The organism is Nonomuraea sp. NPDC000554, from assembly GCF_040300065.1.
GTDB lineage: Bacteria > Actinomycetota > Actinomycetes > Streptosporangiales > Streptosporangiaceae > Nonomuraea.
In genome coordinates this window covers 440,737-455,442 of sequence record NZ_JBEPDC010000002.1, presented here as the reverse complement: position 1 = coordinate 455,442, position 14,706 = coordinate 440,737, and the positions used below count along the sequence as shown (strand labels likewise).

Below are 14,706 nucleotides of genomic sequence, written 5' to 3'. Positions count from 1 at the left end.
AATCTGGGGATGCTTTTCGGCAAGACGGCAAAGTGGGGTGCGGCGGTGCTCAGGGTCAGCCGGGTCGCGTACGCGGGAGCCATTGTCACGATCGGCCTGGTCGGATGTTCCGCCTCAGCGGAGACCACACCGACCGCCACGCCCTCGGCTTCGGCGACGCCGTCGACGCCGACGTCCGCGAACCCGACCGCGTCTCCCACCGCCACCAGGAAGGCCATCGACGTCCAGCTGAACCCTGACAGCGTCACCGCGGGCGAGACGTCGAAGGTGTGGATCCTGGCCAACTGCCCCGTCCCGACCGGCGGGCCCGCGCACACCGGCACCGCCACCTCCAGGGCGTTCATCTCCGGCGTCTCGCTCAACCCGGTACCCGCGTCCTCGGCCACGCCGACGGCGACGGGCGCGCCCGCCAACACGCCGTGGGTGCGCGGCGAGGCGCAGGTGTCGGGCACGGTCAAGCGCGGCTCCTACCGCGTGGACGTCAAGTGCGACGGCACCAACGACACCGGCAAGGCCACGCTGAAGGTCGTCAAGGCGGAGGCCCTCCCGACCGGCGTGCCCACGAAGGCGCCGAGAGCGGGCGGCGGCGGCACGTACGCCAAGGACGTCTCCGACGAGTCCACGGTGCCGCTCGGCCCCGCGGGCGTCGTCCTCGGGCTGGCGCTGGCGGCGGGCATCGGGGTGGCGATCAAGCGCCGCAGGGCCTAGCCATGGCCCGCAAGGGAGCGGTGGTCCTCGCCGGGGCCGCCACGGGGTTGGTGCTGGTCGCGTTCGGCAGGTCCCTGCAGACCACCCCACAGAACGCCGGGGCGGCCGTGGTGCCCGAGAGCATCGACATCCCGTCGATCGACGTCGAGGCGCCGCTGATGAAGCTCGGGCTGAGCAAGGACGGCGAGGTCGAGCTGCCGCCGTACGAGAAGCCCAAGATGGCGGGCTGGTTCTCGGGCAGCGCGGTGCCGGGTGAGAAGGGCGCCTCGGTGATCGTCGGGCACGTCGACACCAAGACCGCGCCCGCCGTCTTCTTCAAGCTGCGCCAGGTCCGCAAGGGCGAGATCGTCAAGGTGGAGCGGAGCGACGGCAAGGTCGTCGAGTACAAGGTCGACTCGATCGAGCAGGTGCACAAGGACAGCTTCCCGGCCAAACGGGTTTACGTCGACGACGGGCTCAAGCTGGTGACCTGCGGCGGCAAGTTCGACTACGCCAAGGGCGAGTACATCGACAACATCATCGTCTACGCCTCCAAAGCCTGACCCGTTCCGGAAAACCGGTTGCCCGGTCCCGGAAGATGGGGAGATGAGCGTAGACAGCAACCCGCCTGCCTCAGGCTCGCGGGTTCCCTGGCAGGAGGTCCATCCGGCCGCCCGCGACGCCGTCGAGGAGTTCCTCGGCGGGCGCGTGGTCGAGGCGGTCACGCAGGCGAACGGCTTCTCGCCCGCCGCGGCGGTACGGCTGCGTGCCGCCAACGGCCGCCGCGCCTTCGTCAAGGCCGTCGGCCCCGAGCCGAACGCCGAGAGCGTCGCCATCTACCGCGCCGAGGCCAGGATCGCCGCGTCCCTGCCGGGCTCTGTCCCCGCTCCTCGGCTGCTGCACAGCCTCGAGGTCGACGGCTGGGTGGTGCTGGTCTTCGAGGACGTCGAGGGCCGCCACCCCGCGATGCCGTGGCGGCGCGACGAGCTGGACCGGGTCCTGGAGGCCGTTCGGCGGATGTCGAGCGCGCTCACCCCGTCGCCGGTCGACGCGCCCACGCTCGGCGAGCGGTTCGACGACTCCTTCCGCGGCTGGCGCAGGCTGCTCGACGAGGACACCACCGGCCTCGACCCCTGGGCGCTCAGGAACCTCGACGGGCTGGCGGAGCTGGAGTCCGGCTGGGGCGAGGCGGCCGCCGGCGACACGCTCGTCCACGCCGATCTGCGGGCCGACAACGTGCTGCTCACCGACGACGGCCGGGTGTACGCGGTGGACTGGCCGTGGGCGTCCGTCGGGGCGCCGTGGTTCGACGTGATCGCCATGCTGCCGTCGGTCACCATGCAGGGCGGGCCGCCTCCGCAGGAGCTCTTCCCCGATCCCGACCCGGCCGCCACGGCGGTGCTCACCGCGTTCGCGGGCTTCCTGGTGCGCCAGGGACGCCAGGAGCCGCCGCCGGGGCTGCCCACCCTGCGGGCGTTCCAGCTGGCCCAGGGCGCGGTCGCGGTCGAGTGGCTCAGGCTGCGTACCGGCTGGGCCTGAGCGTCCGGCAGGTGGGCGGATGGGCAGGGCCTGGGCGAGCGCGCCAGGCGGGCGGATCGGCGGGGGCTGGGCCGTCCGGCGGGTAGGCTACACAGTCGTGCTGGTCCTGGCCTTTGATACCGCGACTCCCGCCGTCACCGCGGCCCTTCACGACGGTGAACGGGTGCTCGCCGAGTCGACGACGATCGATGCCCGCCGCCACGGCGAGTTGCTCGTCCCCACTGTCGAGCGTGTGCTGGCGGAGGCGGGCGCGGCGTTGCGCGACGTCACCGCCGTCGTCGCGGGCAGCGGCCCCGGCCCCTACACGGGCCTGCGCGTCGGGCTGATGACCGCGCAGGGGCTCGCCACCACGCTCGGTGTGCCCGCGTACGGCGTGTGCACGCTCGACGCGGTGGCCTACGGCAGCGGGCTCTCGGAGCCGTTCCTCGCGGCCACGGACGCCCGGCGCAAGGAGGTGTTCTGGGCGCGCTACTCGGATCTGCGCACCAGGCTCGCCGGGCCGTTCGTCGACAGACCCGCGGACGTGCCGGTGGAGGGTCTGCCGGTGATCGGCGCGGGCGCCGCCCTTTATCCCGAAATATTGGGGCACAGCGCGGCTCCTCCGTACCCCTACGCCGGCGCTCTGGCCTCCCTGGCGGCCGAGCGGCTCGCGGCGGGAACCCCCCTCGACCCGCCACGCCCGATCTACCTGCGGCGGCCCGACGCGGTGGTGCCGGGAGCGCCCAAGAAGGTGACGGCGTGAACCTCCGCCAGATGACCGAAGCCGACCTGCCCGCGGTCATGGCCATCGAGCGCACCACGTTCCCGCTCGACGCCTGGAGCGAGGGCATGATGCGCGGCGAGCTGGCCGACCAGCCCCGCAGCAGGCACTACGTGGTGGCACTCGTCGACGGCGTGATCGTCGGATACGCCGGCCTGGCCGCCGCCGCCGACCAGGCCGACGTCCAGACCATCGCCGTCCTGGAGGCGCACCAGGGCACCGGCATCGGCGGCGCCATGCTGACCGAGCTGCTCGCCGAGGCCCGCAGGCGCGGCGCCCGCGAGATGTTCCTGGAGGTCCGGTCCGACAACCCGCAGGCGCGCGGCGTGTACGAGCACTTCGGGTTCGCCGAGATCGGCCTGCGGCGGCGCTACTACGACGACGGAACCGACGCGATCATGATGAGAAGGAACCTGGATGGCTGACGAACCGCTGGTCCTCGGCATCGAGACCTCCTGCGATGAGACCGGCGTCGGCATCGTCAGAGGGCACACGCTGCTGGCCAACACGATCGCCTCCAGCATGGAGGAGCACGCCCGCTTCGGCGGCGTCGTGCCCGAGGTCGCCTCGCGCGCCCACCTGGAGGCGATGACCCCCACGGTGGAGAAGGCGCTGGCACAGGCCGGGCTGACGTTCTCCGACATCGACGCGATCGCGGTGACCGCGGGCCCCGGGCTCGCCGGCGCGCTGCTGGTCGGCGTCGCCGCGGCCAAGGCGTACTCGCTGGGGCTCGGCGTGCCGCTGTACGGGGTCAACCACCTGGCCGCGCACGTCGCCGTCGACCAGCTCGAACACGGCCCGCTGCCCAAGCCGTGCGTCGCGCTCCTGGTGTCAGGCGGCCACTCGTCGCTGCTGCTCGTCCCGGACGTGGCCGAGGACGTGATCTCGCTCGGCTCCACCGTCGACGACGCGGCGGGCGAGGCGTTCGACAAGGTGGCGCGGGTGCTCGGCCTGCCGTTCCCCGGCGGCCCGCACATCGACAGGGCCGCTACCTCCGGCTCCGGCACCGCCGTCGCCTTCCCCCGAGGCAAGATCGACGACGGCACGCTCGACTTCTCCTTCTCCGGGCTGAAGACCGCCGTCGCGCGCTGGGTGGAGGCCCGCGAGGCGTCCGGCCAGTCGATCCACGTGCCCGACGTGGCCGCCTCGTTCCAGGAGGCCGTCGTGGACGTGCTGACCCGCAAGGCGCTCCAGGCGTGCAAGAAGTACGACGTCCACGACCTGCTGATCGGCGGCGGCGTGGCGGCCAACTCGCGGCTGCGCGCGCTCGCCCAGGAGCGGTGCGACGCGGCGGGCGTGCGGCTGCGCGTGCCGCGTCCGGGGCTGTGCACCGACAACGGCGCCATGGTCGCGGCCCTCGGCTCGAACCTGGTCGCGGCCGGGGTGCGCCCGTCCACGCTGGAGATCCCCGCCGACTCCTCGCTGCCGATCACCACAGTCCACGTGTGAGTCGGGAAGGCGGGAGCTCCTGCCTCGCCCGGTCCGCGCAGAGCCTGACGCGGGTGCCCGCCGGCTAGGTGGGGCCCCGCTGTGCGGAGCGGGGCCCCTCGGCGGTCGTCCACGGGGCGTTTCGGCCCTGTGGCGCCTCCGCCGGGAACGCGCCTGCCGTTCCGGCCCGCCGCCCTCAGTCCTTCGTCCTGGACGGGCGGAGGAGGGCCTCGGCCAGCGCGAGCATGGTCTCCTCCAGGGCTCCCAGACGCTTGGTGAGGTCGCCGGTGGCGGGGGCGACGATGTCGGTGACGGTCTGGGCGACCTCGTCGCGGTCGGGACGCGCCTGGACCATCTCCGTGAGCGCGGCGGCGGCCGCCTCCAGCCGCCCGGCCTGGTCGGCCGTCTGAGAGTCGAGCAGGTCGCTCATCCGCGTGCCGATGCCGAGTGTGGTGGGGAGCTGGCCGACGCGCTGGTTGACCGCCTCGACCCGGTCGTCGACGGCCTCCAGCTGCTCGCCCGCCTGCTCCGCCCGCGCGGCCAGGCCCGTGAGCTGCGTGTCGAGCCCGTCGAAGCGGGTGGCGAGCTGGGCGTCGACGGCGTCGAGACGGGTGTTGACGCGGTTCTCCACGCTCTCGATACGGCTGTCGGCGGTGTCGTGGCGGATGGTCAGCCGCTCTTCGACCTCGCCGAGGCGCTCGTCGAGCGTTTCGAGGTGGTTGTCGAGGTTGTTGAAGCGGCCCTCGTTGCGGGTGGCCGCCTCGGTGAGGTGCTGGTCGGTGCCCGCCAGGGCCTGGTCGAGCGCGCCGAAGCGGCTGTCGACGCGGCCGTTGAGCTGGTCGAAGCGGTCGTCGTGGCGGCTCAGGTGGGCGTCGACCGCGGTGAGCCGCTTGCCGGCCGTGTCGAGCTGGTCGTCGACCGAGGTGATGCGCTTGTCGACGCCGTCGAGACGGGAGTCGACGCCGCCGAGGCGGGTCTCGATGTCGGTCAGGCTCTCGTCGGACGACTCGATGCGGCCGTCGACGCTGCTGAGCCTGGTGTCGATGGCCAGCAGCCTGCCGTCGACCCGCTCGGCCCGGCCGTCGAGCCCGTCGAGCCGGCCTGACAGGCGCTGCTCGGTCTCGCCGAGGTGGCTGGTGAGGCGGTGCTCCGCGGCGTCGATCTTGATGCTCACCTGCTCGGTGACCGAGCTGAGCCGGTCGGTGGTGGCGGCCAGCCTGGCCTCGACGGTTTCCGGCAGGCCGAGCACGGCGGACTCGATGCGGTCGGCCCGCGCCGTCAGCTCGCCGATCGACTTGTCGAGCCTGGAGAAGCGGTTGGCGGCGGCCTCCATGCTGACGGTGAGCTGGCCCAGCTTGGTGGCGAAGTCCCCCATCCGGCCGGCCAGCCCGTCGGCGCCGTCGGTGCCGTCGAGCAGCGACTGCAGCCGCTTGAGCGTCTTGTCGACGCTCTCGCCCACGGTGCCGAGGTCGGCGCGCAGGCCGGGCAGCTCGGCCACCGGCGAGACCTGCTCGTTGATCGCCTCGATGCGCGCGTCGACGGTGCCGACCTGCTCGCCCACGGTGTCGACGTGATCGCGGACCGCCTCGATGTGCTGGGCCAGACCCTCTGCCCACATCGGGGGCTTGGCGGTGATGTCGTCGAGGCGGCCGCTCACGGTCTCGAGGGTGCCGCTGAGGCCGCCGAGCTCGCGTTCGCGTACCTCGCGCAGCAGCCACTCCATGCCTTCGAGGCGCTGGCGGATCTCGTCGAGGACGGCTCCCTGCGTGCGCTGCTCGTAGACGTGATCCTGGCTGACCCGCGCGAGCAGATCCCGCATCCTCTCGTTGATGGCCCGTTCGCTGCCTGCCTGCAGAAGGCCGGTGTGGTTGGAATGATCCACCGAAAGCTCCTTCGACGCCGACGGTCTGCCATGGTCGGTAGGTCCGGTTTGCTGATGAAAGAAGGAGGAACGCGGTTAAGCGCAACAGGGGAGAACTCCCGCCCGCCCACCTTAGCCTTTCGATCAAGGTACGTCAGGGGCGCGGAAGAAGTTCGTGATTATCGATGGATCGCCCTGATTTGTCATTCTCGCAGGTCAGAGCCGGTCAGCGCTGGTTGCAAATGAGGACGGAGGGGCGGTCCATGACGCGCGTCAAGATGATTGTCGCTGATTTGTCGCCGGAAAGGCGACGGTGCAATTCGCTGCGCAGCCGGTCGATGTCGACCGCCGATCCCCGCTTTTTGACGACGACATTCCCGATTTCTCGTTCCCTGAGCGCGGCTCGCAGCCGTTTCACCGAGAACGGCATCACCTCCCGCACCTCGTACCGGGCGGCCCAGGGGGTGTCGACGGGCTCGTCGGCCGTGATGTAGGCGATCATCGGGTCGGCCAGCCGCCCGCCGACGAGCTCGGCCACCTCTCCCACGAGGTGCGCCCTGATCGCGGCGCCGTCGGGCTCGTACACGTAGCGGCCGACGGGCCCGGTGGGGGCCGTCACGCCGGTCGCGGTGAGGGTGTGCCCGCCCGGGAGCAGCGTGGCGCGCCGGACGAGCCCCGTCGCGGCCTCACCGGTCCACAGCGACGCCTCCTTCACCTCGCCCCGGTACGACACCCACTCGGCCTCCGTGCCGTCGGGGATGAACTCGTACGGGATGCCGGGGGCGACCTTGAGGCACGCCCGCGCGGCCCGGGACAGCAGGTCGAGCACCACCGGCCACGGCGGCGAGTAGGCCATCGGGTCGAACGTCCGCCCCCGGGCGGAGCCGCTGACGACCCGGCGGGCCGGGTCGGCGAACAGGACGTCGTAGCCCTCGGGCGCGGCCTCGGCCGCGTCGCCCACCGTGACCGTCACCCTGTCGGAGAGTCCGAGCGCCTCGGCGTTGGCCCTGGCCACGGCGACGGTCAGCGGGTCGGTGTCGAGCGCGTCCACCGTGCAGCCGGCGCGGGCCAGCGCGACGAGGTCGCCGCCGACCCCGCAGCAGACGTCCAGGACGCGCGGCGCGCCCGGGACGGCGGCGGTCAGGCGGCGGGCGCGGTGGGCGGCCACCTCGGCGCGGGTGGACTGCTCCAGGCCGTGCGGGGTGAAGAACATGCGCTCGGCGTCGGCGCCGAACTTGGCCTTGGCGCGCTCGCGTAGGCTCGCCTGGGTGAGGGCGGCCGAGGTGAGCGTGGCGTCGTACGTCCGGCGCAGCCTCGTGGCGGCGGCGAGCGGGTCGGTGCCGGTGAGTTCGACCGCCTCGGCGAGCGCGCGCAGGCCGCGCGGGGTCAGCAGCTCGGTGAAAGCGTCGAGGTCCACGTCATACGACGGTAGCGCGTGCGGCCGGGGGACGCTTCGGCGCGTCGTTTTCGCGGGTCGTGAGCTGCAGGAAGCCCGCCAGATCGGCGATCCAGGACGTTCTGGCCCAGGGCCGCCACGGCTGATCGCTCTGAGCAGACGCGTTCGTGTTGACTGTCAAGCCCCTCTTGCATATGTTTCCTGTTGGCACTCTCCCCTTGAGAGTGCCAACGTGCGACGAGGCAGGTCTGACACCCGCGACGGCAGGCCCCGCTGGTCGCCTCTTCTAGATCATTCAAATCTGAAGGGGAGGTCCGATCGTGACGACCGCCACCAAGGTTCCCGTTAAGCCGCTCGGCGACCGCATTGTGGTCCAGCCGCTTGAGGCCGAGCAGACGACCGCTTCCGGTCTCGTCATCCCTGACACCGCCAAGGAGAAGCCGCAGGAGGGCAAGGTCCTCGCGGTGGGCCCGGGCAACTGGGACGAGGACGGCGACAAGCGGATTCCGCTCGACGTCAGCGAGGGCGACATCGTCCTGTACAGCAAGTACGGCGGCACCGAGGTCAAGTACGGCGGCGAGGAGTACCTCGTGCTCTCCGCCCGCGACGTTCTCGCGATCATCGAGAAGTAAGCCGGTTGTGTCGAGCCCCGGGCGCGCTCTTGGCGGCCGGGGCTTTCGACACTAGGAGAGGAATCTCAGCAAAATGGCGAAGATCCTGGAGTTCGACGAGAACGCTCGCCGCGCGCTCGAGCGTGGTGTCAACGCCCTCGCGGACGCCGTGAAGGTTACCCTCGGCCCGCGCGGCCGCAACGTCGTCATCGACAAGAAGTTCGGTGCTCCGACGATCACGAACGACGGTGTGACCATCGCTCGTGAGATCGAGCTGGAGGAGCGCTACGAGAACCTCGGCGCCCAGCTCGCCAAGGAAGTTGCCACCAAGACCAACGACATCGCGGGCGACGGCACCACCACCGCGACCGTCCTGGCCCAGGCCATGGTCCGTGAGGGTCTGCGAAACGTGGCCGCCGGCGCCTCGCCGCTGTCGCTCAAGCGCGGCATCGACAAGGCCGCCAAGGAGATCAGCGACAGGCTGCTCGCCAGCGCCCGTCCGGTCGAGGACAAGAAGGAGATCGCCAACGTCGCGACGATCTCCGCTCAGGACGCCCGCATCGGCGACCTGATCGCCGAGGCGTTCGACAAGGTCGGCAAGGACGGCGTCCTGACCGTCGAAGAGTCCAACGCCATGGGCATGGAGCTCGAGTTCACCGAGGGCCTCCAGTTCGATAAGGGCTACCTGTCGGCGTACATGGTCACCGACCCCGAGCGCATGGAGGCCGTCCTCGAGGACGCCTACATCCTGCTCACCCAGGGCAAGGTCTCCTCCATCGCGGACTTCCTGCCGCTGCTCGAGAAGATCGCCCAGACGAAGAAGCCGCTGCTCGTGGTCGCCGAAGACGTCGAGGGCGAGGCCCTGGCCGTCCTGGTCACCAACAAGATCCGCGGCACCTTCACCTCCGTCGCCGTCAAGGCCCCGGGCTTCGGCGACCGCCGCAAGGCGATGCTGCAGGACATGGCCATCCTCACCGGCGGCCAGGTCGTCAGCGAGGAGGTCGGCCTCAAGCTGGAGAACGTCGGCCTCGAGGTGCTCGGCACCGCTCGCCGCATCGTCGTCACCAAGGACGCGACGACCGTCGTCGACGGCGCCGGTGACGCGGAGGCCATCGAGAGCCGGGTCAAGGAGATCAAGCTCGCGATCGAGCAGTCCGACTCCGACTGGGACCGTGAGAAGCTCCAGGAGCGTCTCGCCAAGCTCGCCGGCGGCGTGTGCGTGCTGCGTGTCGGCGCGGCCACCGAGGTGGAGCTCAAGGAGAAGAAGCACCGTCTCGAGGACGCGATCTCCGCGACGCGCGCCGCGATCGAGGAGGGCATCGTCTCCGGCGGCGGCTCCGCGCTGGTCCACGTCTCCAAGGACCTCGACGACCTCGGCCTGACGGGTGACGAGGCGACCGGCGTCGGCGTCGTCCGCCGCGCGCTGGTGGAGCCCACCCGCTGGATCGCCGAGAACGCCGGCCTCGAAGGCTACGTCGTCACCCACAAGGTGGCGGAGCTCAAGGCGGGCCACGGCCTCAACGCCGCGACGGGCGAGTACGGCGACCTGCTCAGCCAGGGCGTCATCGACCCGGTCAAGGTCACCCGCTCGGCGGTGCAGAACGCGGCGTCCATCGCCGGCATGCTTCTCACCACCGAGGCCCTCGTGGTCGACAAGCCCGAGGAGGAGGCCCCTGCCGCCGGGCAGGGCCACGGTCACGGCCACGGCCACTGACCTTCTTCCCGTTCCACGCCCACGGCCCGCACCACTCTCGGTGTGGGCCGTTCGCGTTTTCTGGCCGTCGTGGGAGTCGGCTCGCCTGGGTCTCGTATCGCGTTCGGTGCGAGGTTGTGGGGCGCTGCGTGCTTGTCTGGGGCGCGTCCGTTGGTGTCGGGTGTCGGCCAGTCCCTCGTCTGTGTCCTGTGCCGTCTTCGGCGCGGCCGTTCGCTTGCGGGCTACCCACCCCGTGCCGCGCCCGTCGGTACGGGCCGGTAGGGGGATCGTCCACAGTGCCCGGATAGGGGTTGTCTGTGGGTTTTTAGGGCGACACGTCCCTTTCACAAGTGGGCGGCGGAGTCAACAGGGTTGGCCGGATGTGGAAAAAGAGGTTTATCGAAGTAAACCCAGCGTGTTCGTTAAGCGTCGAGCGGTCTGACAAATGTTGCACATTCCGGCTTATGGGGTGAAATATTATGTCACATTGAAAGACTTAGTGTACGCGGTTGATTACCGGGTGTTATTGTCGCTTCAATGTGACCAATCCGTAGCCGTTCGCCATGACGACAGGCCGTATCGGTGCGGGCATCATGCCTATCGTGAGCGAGGGAAGCGTCGCCGACGCCAAAATTGGGGTAAGGCTCGCGTCGAGACTTCCGGCACGGACGGATGACTCCGACCTTAGGGAACTGACGAGCCTCGCCGTGCAGGGAGATCGCAGTGCGATCGAATCCCTGCTCGGTGAGTTGCGTCCGATGGTGGTGCGGTATTGCCGTGCCAGGTTGGGCAGGGTTTCTGGGCAATATCACATTGCCGATGACGTCGCCCAGGAGGTGTGCATCGCGGTGCTGTCCGCTTTGCCCCGATACCGTGACATGGGGCGGCCTTTCGCGTCCTTCGTCTTCGGGATCGCCTCGCACAAGGTGGCCGACGCGTTGCGGAGCTCCGTGCGCTCGGCCGTCCCGACCCAGGATCTGCCCGACGGGCCCGACGACGGGCCCGGCCCCGAGGAGACCGTGGTCCGGTACATCGAGGTGGAGCACGCCCGGCGGCTGCTCGCCCGGCTCCCCGACAACCAGCGGGAGTTGCTGCTGTTGCGGGTGGTGTCGGGGCTGTCCGCCGAGGAGACCGGTAATGTACTCGGTATGTCACCAGGTGCGGTCCGCGTCGCCCAGCATCGGGCGCTGGCCAGGCTGCGGCAGATGGCCGAGCTGGAGTCGGCTTGACGCCAGAGGAAGAGACCGACGCGCTCCTCGACGCGCTATCCCGAGGTGAGGCGGCCGGTTCCGGCGACCCCGCCGTGCGCCTGTTGGCCGCCTTGCGCGACGACGTCCTGACCGACGCCTCTCGGGATGAGGTCACTTGCGGCGGTGACCTGGGCGAGGGCGGCGTGGGTCAGTGGCGCTCCTCGGTGTCTATGACGCCGTCCACGTAGCCTCTGGCGTACTCCCAGCTGACGTAGTCGGCGGGGTCGGGGTGGAACGCCGGCTCGTGCACCTGGGGCTGCCCCTTCTCGATCATCTGGCGCAGGTTGCCGCGCAGCAGCTCCCAGTCGAAGAAGTGCTGCTCACCGCATTCAGGGCAGTCGAGCACGAGGCCGAGCACTCCCTGCGGTTCCAGCAGCGAGCGGAAGACCTCGACGTCGGCCAGGTCGGTGATCGCCTCGTCGCGTTCGGTCGCGGTGAGCGGCTCGGAGTCGTCGAGCTCGCCCATCTCCGCGGAAGGGTCGTTCGGGTCGTCCGCGAACGGGTCGCGGGGGACGTCTTCCAGCACCTTCCCACCATATGACCCGTGGGGGTCCAGCGGTGGGTGTTAGCTCAGCCAGCCACGCCGGGCGGCTTCCACACCCGCGTGGAAGCGCGACTGGGCGCCCAGCTCGGCCATCGCGTCGGCGAACCTGGCGCGCACCGTGCGCACCGACACGCCGAGCTGGCGGGCGATGGAGTCGTCGCACATGCCCTGGGCCGCCAGCCTGAGCACCTGGACCATGCCGTCGCTCCGGCGGCGGCCCCAGGGGAGCGGCACGGCGCGTCCCCACAGCTCCTGGAAGAGCGAGCGGAGCACGCCGACCACGATCGGCGCCCGCACCAGGTAGAAGTTGTACGCGTGGTCGGGCAGGTTGCCGCCCCAGAGCGCCGGCAGCCCGGCGGCGTCGGGGCCGGCGGTCATGAACCAGCTCGGCAGCCGGTCCAGCGTGCGGACCCGGCCGCCCGTCTCGACCAGCCGGGTGACCTGCTCGCGGACTCCGGGCGCGGTGAGCGTGGCGACCGGGATCAGCGCGCGCAGTGTCAGCAGCTTGCGGCGCTGTGCATCGATCCAAGGATCAGCAAATTTCCGAACAAAGTCCGTCATCGTGCGCTCGTCCGGGATGGCGGTCAGCAGTTCCAGGGGCGGCGACTGCACCGCCATGCCGACCACCGACTCGTACAGCACGTCGGCCCCGCTGACCAGCTCGACCGGGAACGGGCCGCTCTGGTAGTCGCGTCCCGCGTCGTAGTCGCGGATCAGGTGGCGGATCGAGCCGAGGGCGCTGTCGATTCTGCGGCTCTCCTCCGCCAGCCGGTCCAGGCGCTCGGCGAGCAGGCGGCCGAGCGCGGCGGCGGGATGCCTGGCCAGGTACTCGCCCGAATGCTCGTCCACCACGCCTAATCTGACGAGGTCGTCGAGCTGGCTGCTCACCTTCTCCACCGGGCCGTCCGTGGCCTCGGCCAGCTCGGTGCGGGTCGCCTTGTGCAGGCGCAGCACCGCTGTGTAGAGGGCGCTCTGGGCCGGATCGAGGCCCAGCGTCTCGAGCGGGTCAGACAGGGTGCGGGACTCGTCGCGCATGTGGGGGGCTCCGTCGGGGGGACACGGGCGTGTCGCGAGGATAGCTCGGCATTAGGCCCGTGTCCGCTGCTTACGCGGACTCCTCCGCCCTCGCGTGCAACTTCGTGCAATTGCACGTTTTCACATTGCGATGTGTCCTTGAGTAACGCAGGCTTAACCCACAGTCGGCACGCACCGGTGGGGTATCGCCAGCCATCAGGACGCGGAGGGGGGTTCGGTGGCGCGACGCGCGCCCCGGCCGGGTGCCGATGGCCGGGGGGTGAGACGGGTCATCGACCGCTCCGCCCCCCGGCTCTCCGGCTGCCGGGAGTACGGCGGTGGCGTGGGGGTCATCGTCCTCCCGGCTTCCGTGTCGTTTGGCACCAGGCCCTAGACTTGCCTTATTCAGCGCAGACGGCAGGAGGGGGCCGCAGCATGTCCAAGTTCACCGAAGTGGGTCTCACCTTCGACGACGTGCTGCTGGTGCCGGCATATTCGGACCTCCAACCGGGCGAGGCCGACACGTGGTCCCGCCTGTCGCGGGGCATCACGCTGTCGATCCCGCTGGTCTCGGCGGCCATGGACACCGTGACCGAGGCGCGCATGGCGGTCGCCATGGCCAGGCAGGGCGGCATCGGCATCCTCCACCGCAACCTGTCGGTCGAGGAGCAGGCACAGCAGGTCGATTTGGTGAAGCGGTCCGAGGCCGGCATGGTCACCAACCCGGTGACGTGTACGCCCGACGCCACGCTGGCGGAGGTCGAGCAGCTCTGCGCCACGTACCGGATCTCCGGCGTGCCCGTAACGGACGTCTCCGGCATCCTCGTCGGCATCGTGACGAACCGCGACATGCGCTTCGAAACCGACCACTCTCGCCTGGTGGGCGAGGTCATGACCAAGATGCCGCTCGTCACCGCGCCCGTCGGCGTCTCGCGTGACGAGGCGTTCAGGCTGCTCCGGCAGAACAAGATCGAGAAACTGCCCCTGGTCGACCCCGACGGCAGGCTGCGCGGCCTGATCACGGTCAAGGACTTCACCAAGAGCGAGCAGTACCCCCTGGCCACCAAGGACGCCGACGGCCGCCTCGTGGTGGGCGCCGCCGTGGGCGTCGGCGGCGACGCGGAGCTGCGCGCCAAGGCGCTGATCGAGGCCGGCGTCGACGTGCTCGTGGTGGACGTCGCCCACGGCCACTCCAAGGGCCTCGCCGAGATGATCGCCAAGCTCAAGGCCAACAGCAAGGTCGAGGTCATCGGCGGCAACATCGCCACCAGGGCGGGCGCCCAGATGCTGGTCGACGCGGGCGTCGACGCGGTCAAGGTAGGCGTGGGCCCCGGCTCCATCTGCACCACCCGCGTCGTGGCCGGCGTGGGCGCGCCGCAGGTCACCGCCATCCATCAGGCGTCGCTGGCCTGCGCCCCGGCGGGCGTCCCGGTCATCGGCGACGGCGGCCTGCAGTACTCCGGCGACATCGTCAAGGCCATCGCCGCGGGCGCCGACACGGTCATGCTGGGCTCGCTGCTGGCGGGCTGCGAGGAGTCGCCCGGCGAGCTGATCTTCATCAACGGCAAGCAGTTCAAGTCGTACCGGGGCATGGGCTCGCTCGGCGCGGTGCGCAACCGCGAGCGCGGAGGCACGTCCTTCAGCAAGGACCGCTACGCGCAGGCCGACGTCGGCGGCGACGACAAGTACATCCCCGAGGGCATCGAGGGCCAGGTCCCCTACCGCGGGCCGGTCGCGGCGGTCGCCCACCAGCTGGTCGGCGGGCTGCGCCAGGGCATGTGGTACGCCGGGTGCCGCACGATCACGCAGATGCACACCGACTGCGAGCTCATGCCGATCACGGCCGCGGGGCTCAAGGAGAGCCATCCCCACGACATCCAGATGACCGTGGAATCTCCGAACTATCACAGAAGGTAAAACCGC

Annotated in this window: 14 protein-coding genes; 10 read left to right on the top strand and 4 right to left on the bottom strand. The window is 70.5% G+C overall.

Annotated elements, in window-relative coordinates; all coding sequences use genetic code 11:
* Positions 1-9: 9 nt before the first annotated feature.
* From ABT294_RS06035 to tsaD, 6 genes are all read left to right on the top strand, one after another.
* On the top strand, positions 10-708 hold the full coding sequence (locus ABT294_RS06035; protein ID WP_350803886.1) for a hypothetical protein: 699 nt from the start codon (positions 10-12) through the stop codon (positions 706-708).
* A 2-nt stretch (positions 709-710) separates the two neighbouring features.
* Positions 711-1,250 carry a class F sortase gene (locus ABT294_RS06030; RefSeq protein WP_350803885.1) on the top strand — a complete coding sequence of 180 codons (540 nt, stop codon included), beginning with the start codon at positions 711-713 and terminating at the stop codon, positions 1,248-1,250.
* A 43-nt stretch (positions 1,251-1,293) separates the two neighbouring features.
* On the top strand, positions 1,294-2,226 hold the full coding sequence (locus ABT294_RS06025) for a phosphotransferase family protein (RefSeq protein WP_350803882.1): 933 nt from the start codon (positions 1,294-1,296) through the stop codon (positions 2,224-2,226).
* A gap of 97 nt (positions 2,227-2,323) precedes the next feature.
* Positions 2,324-2,968 carry a tRNA (adenosine(37)-N6)-threonylcarbamoyltransferase complex dimerization subunit type 1 TsaB gene (gene tsaB / locus ABT294_RS06020; protein ID WP_350803972.1) on the top strand — a complete coding sequence of 215 codons (645 nt, stop codon included), beginning with the start codon at positions 2,324-2,326 and terminating at the stop codon, positions 2,966-2,968.
* Between the two features lie 11 nt (positions 2,969-2,979).
* Positions 2,980-3,411 carry a ribosomal protein S18-alanine N-acetyltransferase gene (gene rimI, locus ABT294_RS06015; protein ID WP_350803971.1) on the top strand — a complete coding sequence of 144 codons (432 nt, stop codon included), beginning with the start codon at positions 2,980-2,982 and terminating at the stop codon, positions 3,409-3,411.
* On the top strand, positions 3,404-4,435 hold the full coding sequence (gene tsaD, locus ABT294_RS06010; RefSeq protein ID WP_350803881.1) for a tRNA (adenosine(37)-N6)-threonylcarbamoyltransferase complex transferase subunit TsaD: 1,032 nt from the start codon (positions 3,404-3,406) through the stop codon (positions 4,433-4,435). The genes rimI and tsaD overlap by 8 nt, the downstream gene beginning before the upstream one ends.
* A 175-nt stretch (positions 4,436-4,610) precedes the next feature.
* Here the strand turns inward: tsaD and ABT294_RS06005 are convergent, their stop codons facing one another.
* Positions 4,611-6,296, bottom strand: a complete 1,686-nt coding sequence (locus ABT294_RS06005) for a hypothetical protein (protein ID WP_350803879.1) — start codon at positions 6,294-6,296, stop codon at positions 4,611-4,613.
* Positions 6,297-6,501: 205 nt separating this feature from the next.
* Positions 6,502-7,692, bottom strand: a complete 1,191-nt coding sequence (locus tag ABT294_RS06000; RefSeq protein WP_350803878.1) for a THUMP-like domain-containing protein — start codon at positions 7,690-7,692, stop codon at positions 6,502-6,504.
* Between the two features lie 299 nt (positions 7,693-7,991).
* Here ABT294_RS06000 and groES point away from each other — a divergent pair, with 299 nt between their 5' ends.
* From groES to ABT294_RS05985, 3 genes are all read left to right on the top strand, one after another.
* Entirely contained in the window at positions 7,992-8,303 is a 312-nt protein-coding gene (gene groES / locus ABT294_RS05995; RefSeq protein ID WP_043623565.1) for a co-chaperone GroES, read from the top strand.
* Positions 8,304-8,376: 73 nt separating this feature from the next.
* Positions 8,377-9,996 carry a chaperonin GroEL gene (gene groL, locus ABT294_RS05990; protein ID WP_350803877.1) on the top strand — a complete coding sequence of 540 codons (1,620 nt, stop codon included), beginning with the start codon at positions 8,377-8,379 and terminating at the stop codon, positions 9,994-9,996.
* A gap of 572 nt (positions 9,997-10,568) precedes the next feature.
* Complete coding sequence (locus ABT294_RS05985) at positions 10,569-11,204, top strand: sigma-70 family RNA polymerase sigma factor (RefSeq protein WP_090930520.1); 636 nt, start codon at positions 10,569-10,571, stop codon at positions 11,202-11,204.
* A gap of 169 nt (positions 11,205-11,373) precedes the next feature.
* Here the strand turns inward: ABT294_RS05985 and ABT294_RS05980 are convergent, their stop codons facing one another.
* Positions 11,374-11,751: a DUF5319 domain-containing protein gene (locus tag ABT294_RS05980; RefSeq protein ID WP_350803876.1), complete on the bottom strand. Its 378-nt coding sequence runs from the start codon at positions 11,749-11,751 to the stop codon at positions 11,374-11,376.
* A 39-nt stretch (positions 11,752-11,790) separates the two neighbouring features.
* The gene (locus ABT294_RS05975) at positions 11,791-12,804 is read right to left on the bottom strand and encodes a helix-turn-helix transcriptional regulator (protein WP_350803873.1); all 1,014 of its coding nucleotides are present in this window, start codon (positions 12,802-12,804) and stop codon (positions 11,791-11,793) included.
* Between the two features lie 414 nt (positions 12,805-13,218).
* On the opposite strand from ABT294_RS05975, the gene guaB reads away from it, so the two are divergent.
* Complete coding sequence (gene guaB / locus ABT294_RS05970) at positions 13,219-14,700, top strand: IMP dehydrogenase (protein WP_350803872.1); 1,482 nt, start codon at positions 13,219-13,221, stop codon at positions 14,698-14,700.
* Positions 14,701-14,706 lie beyond the last annotated feature (6 nt).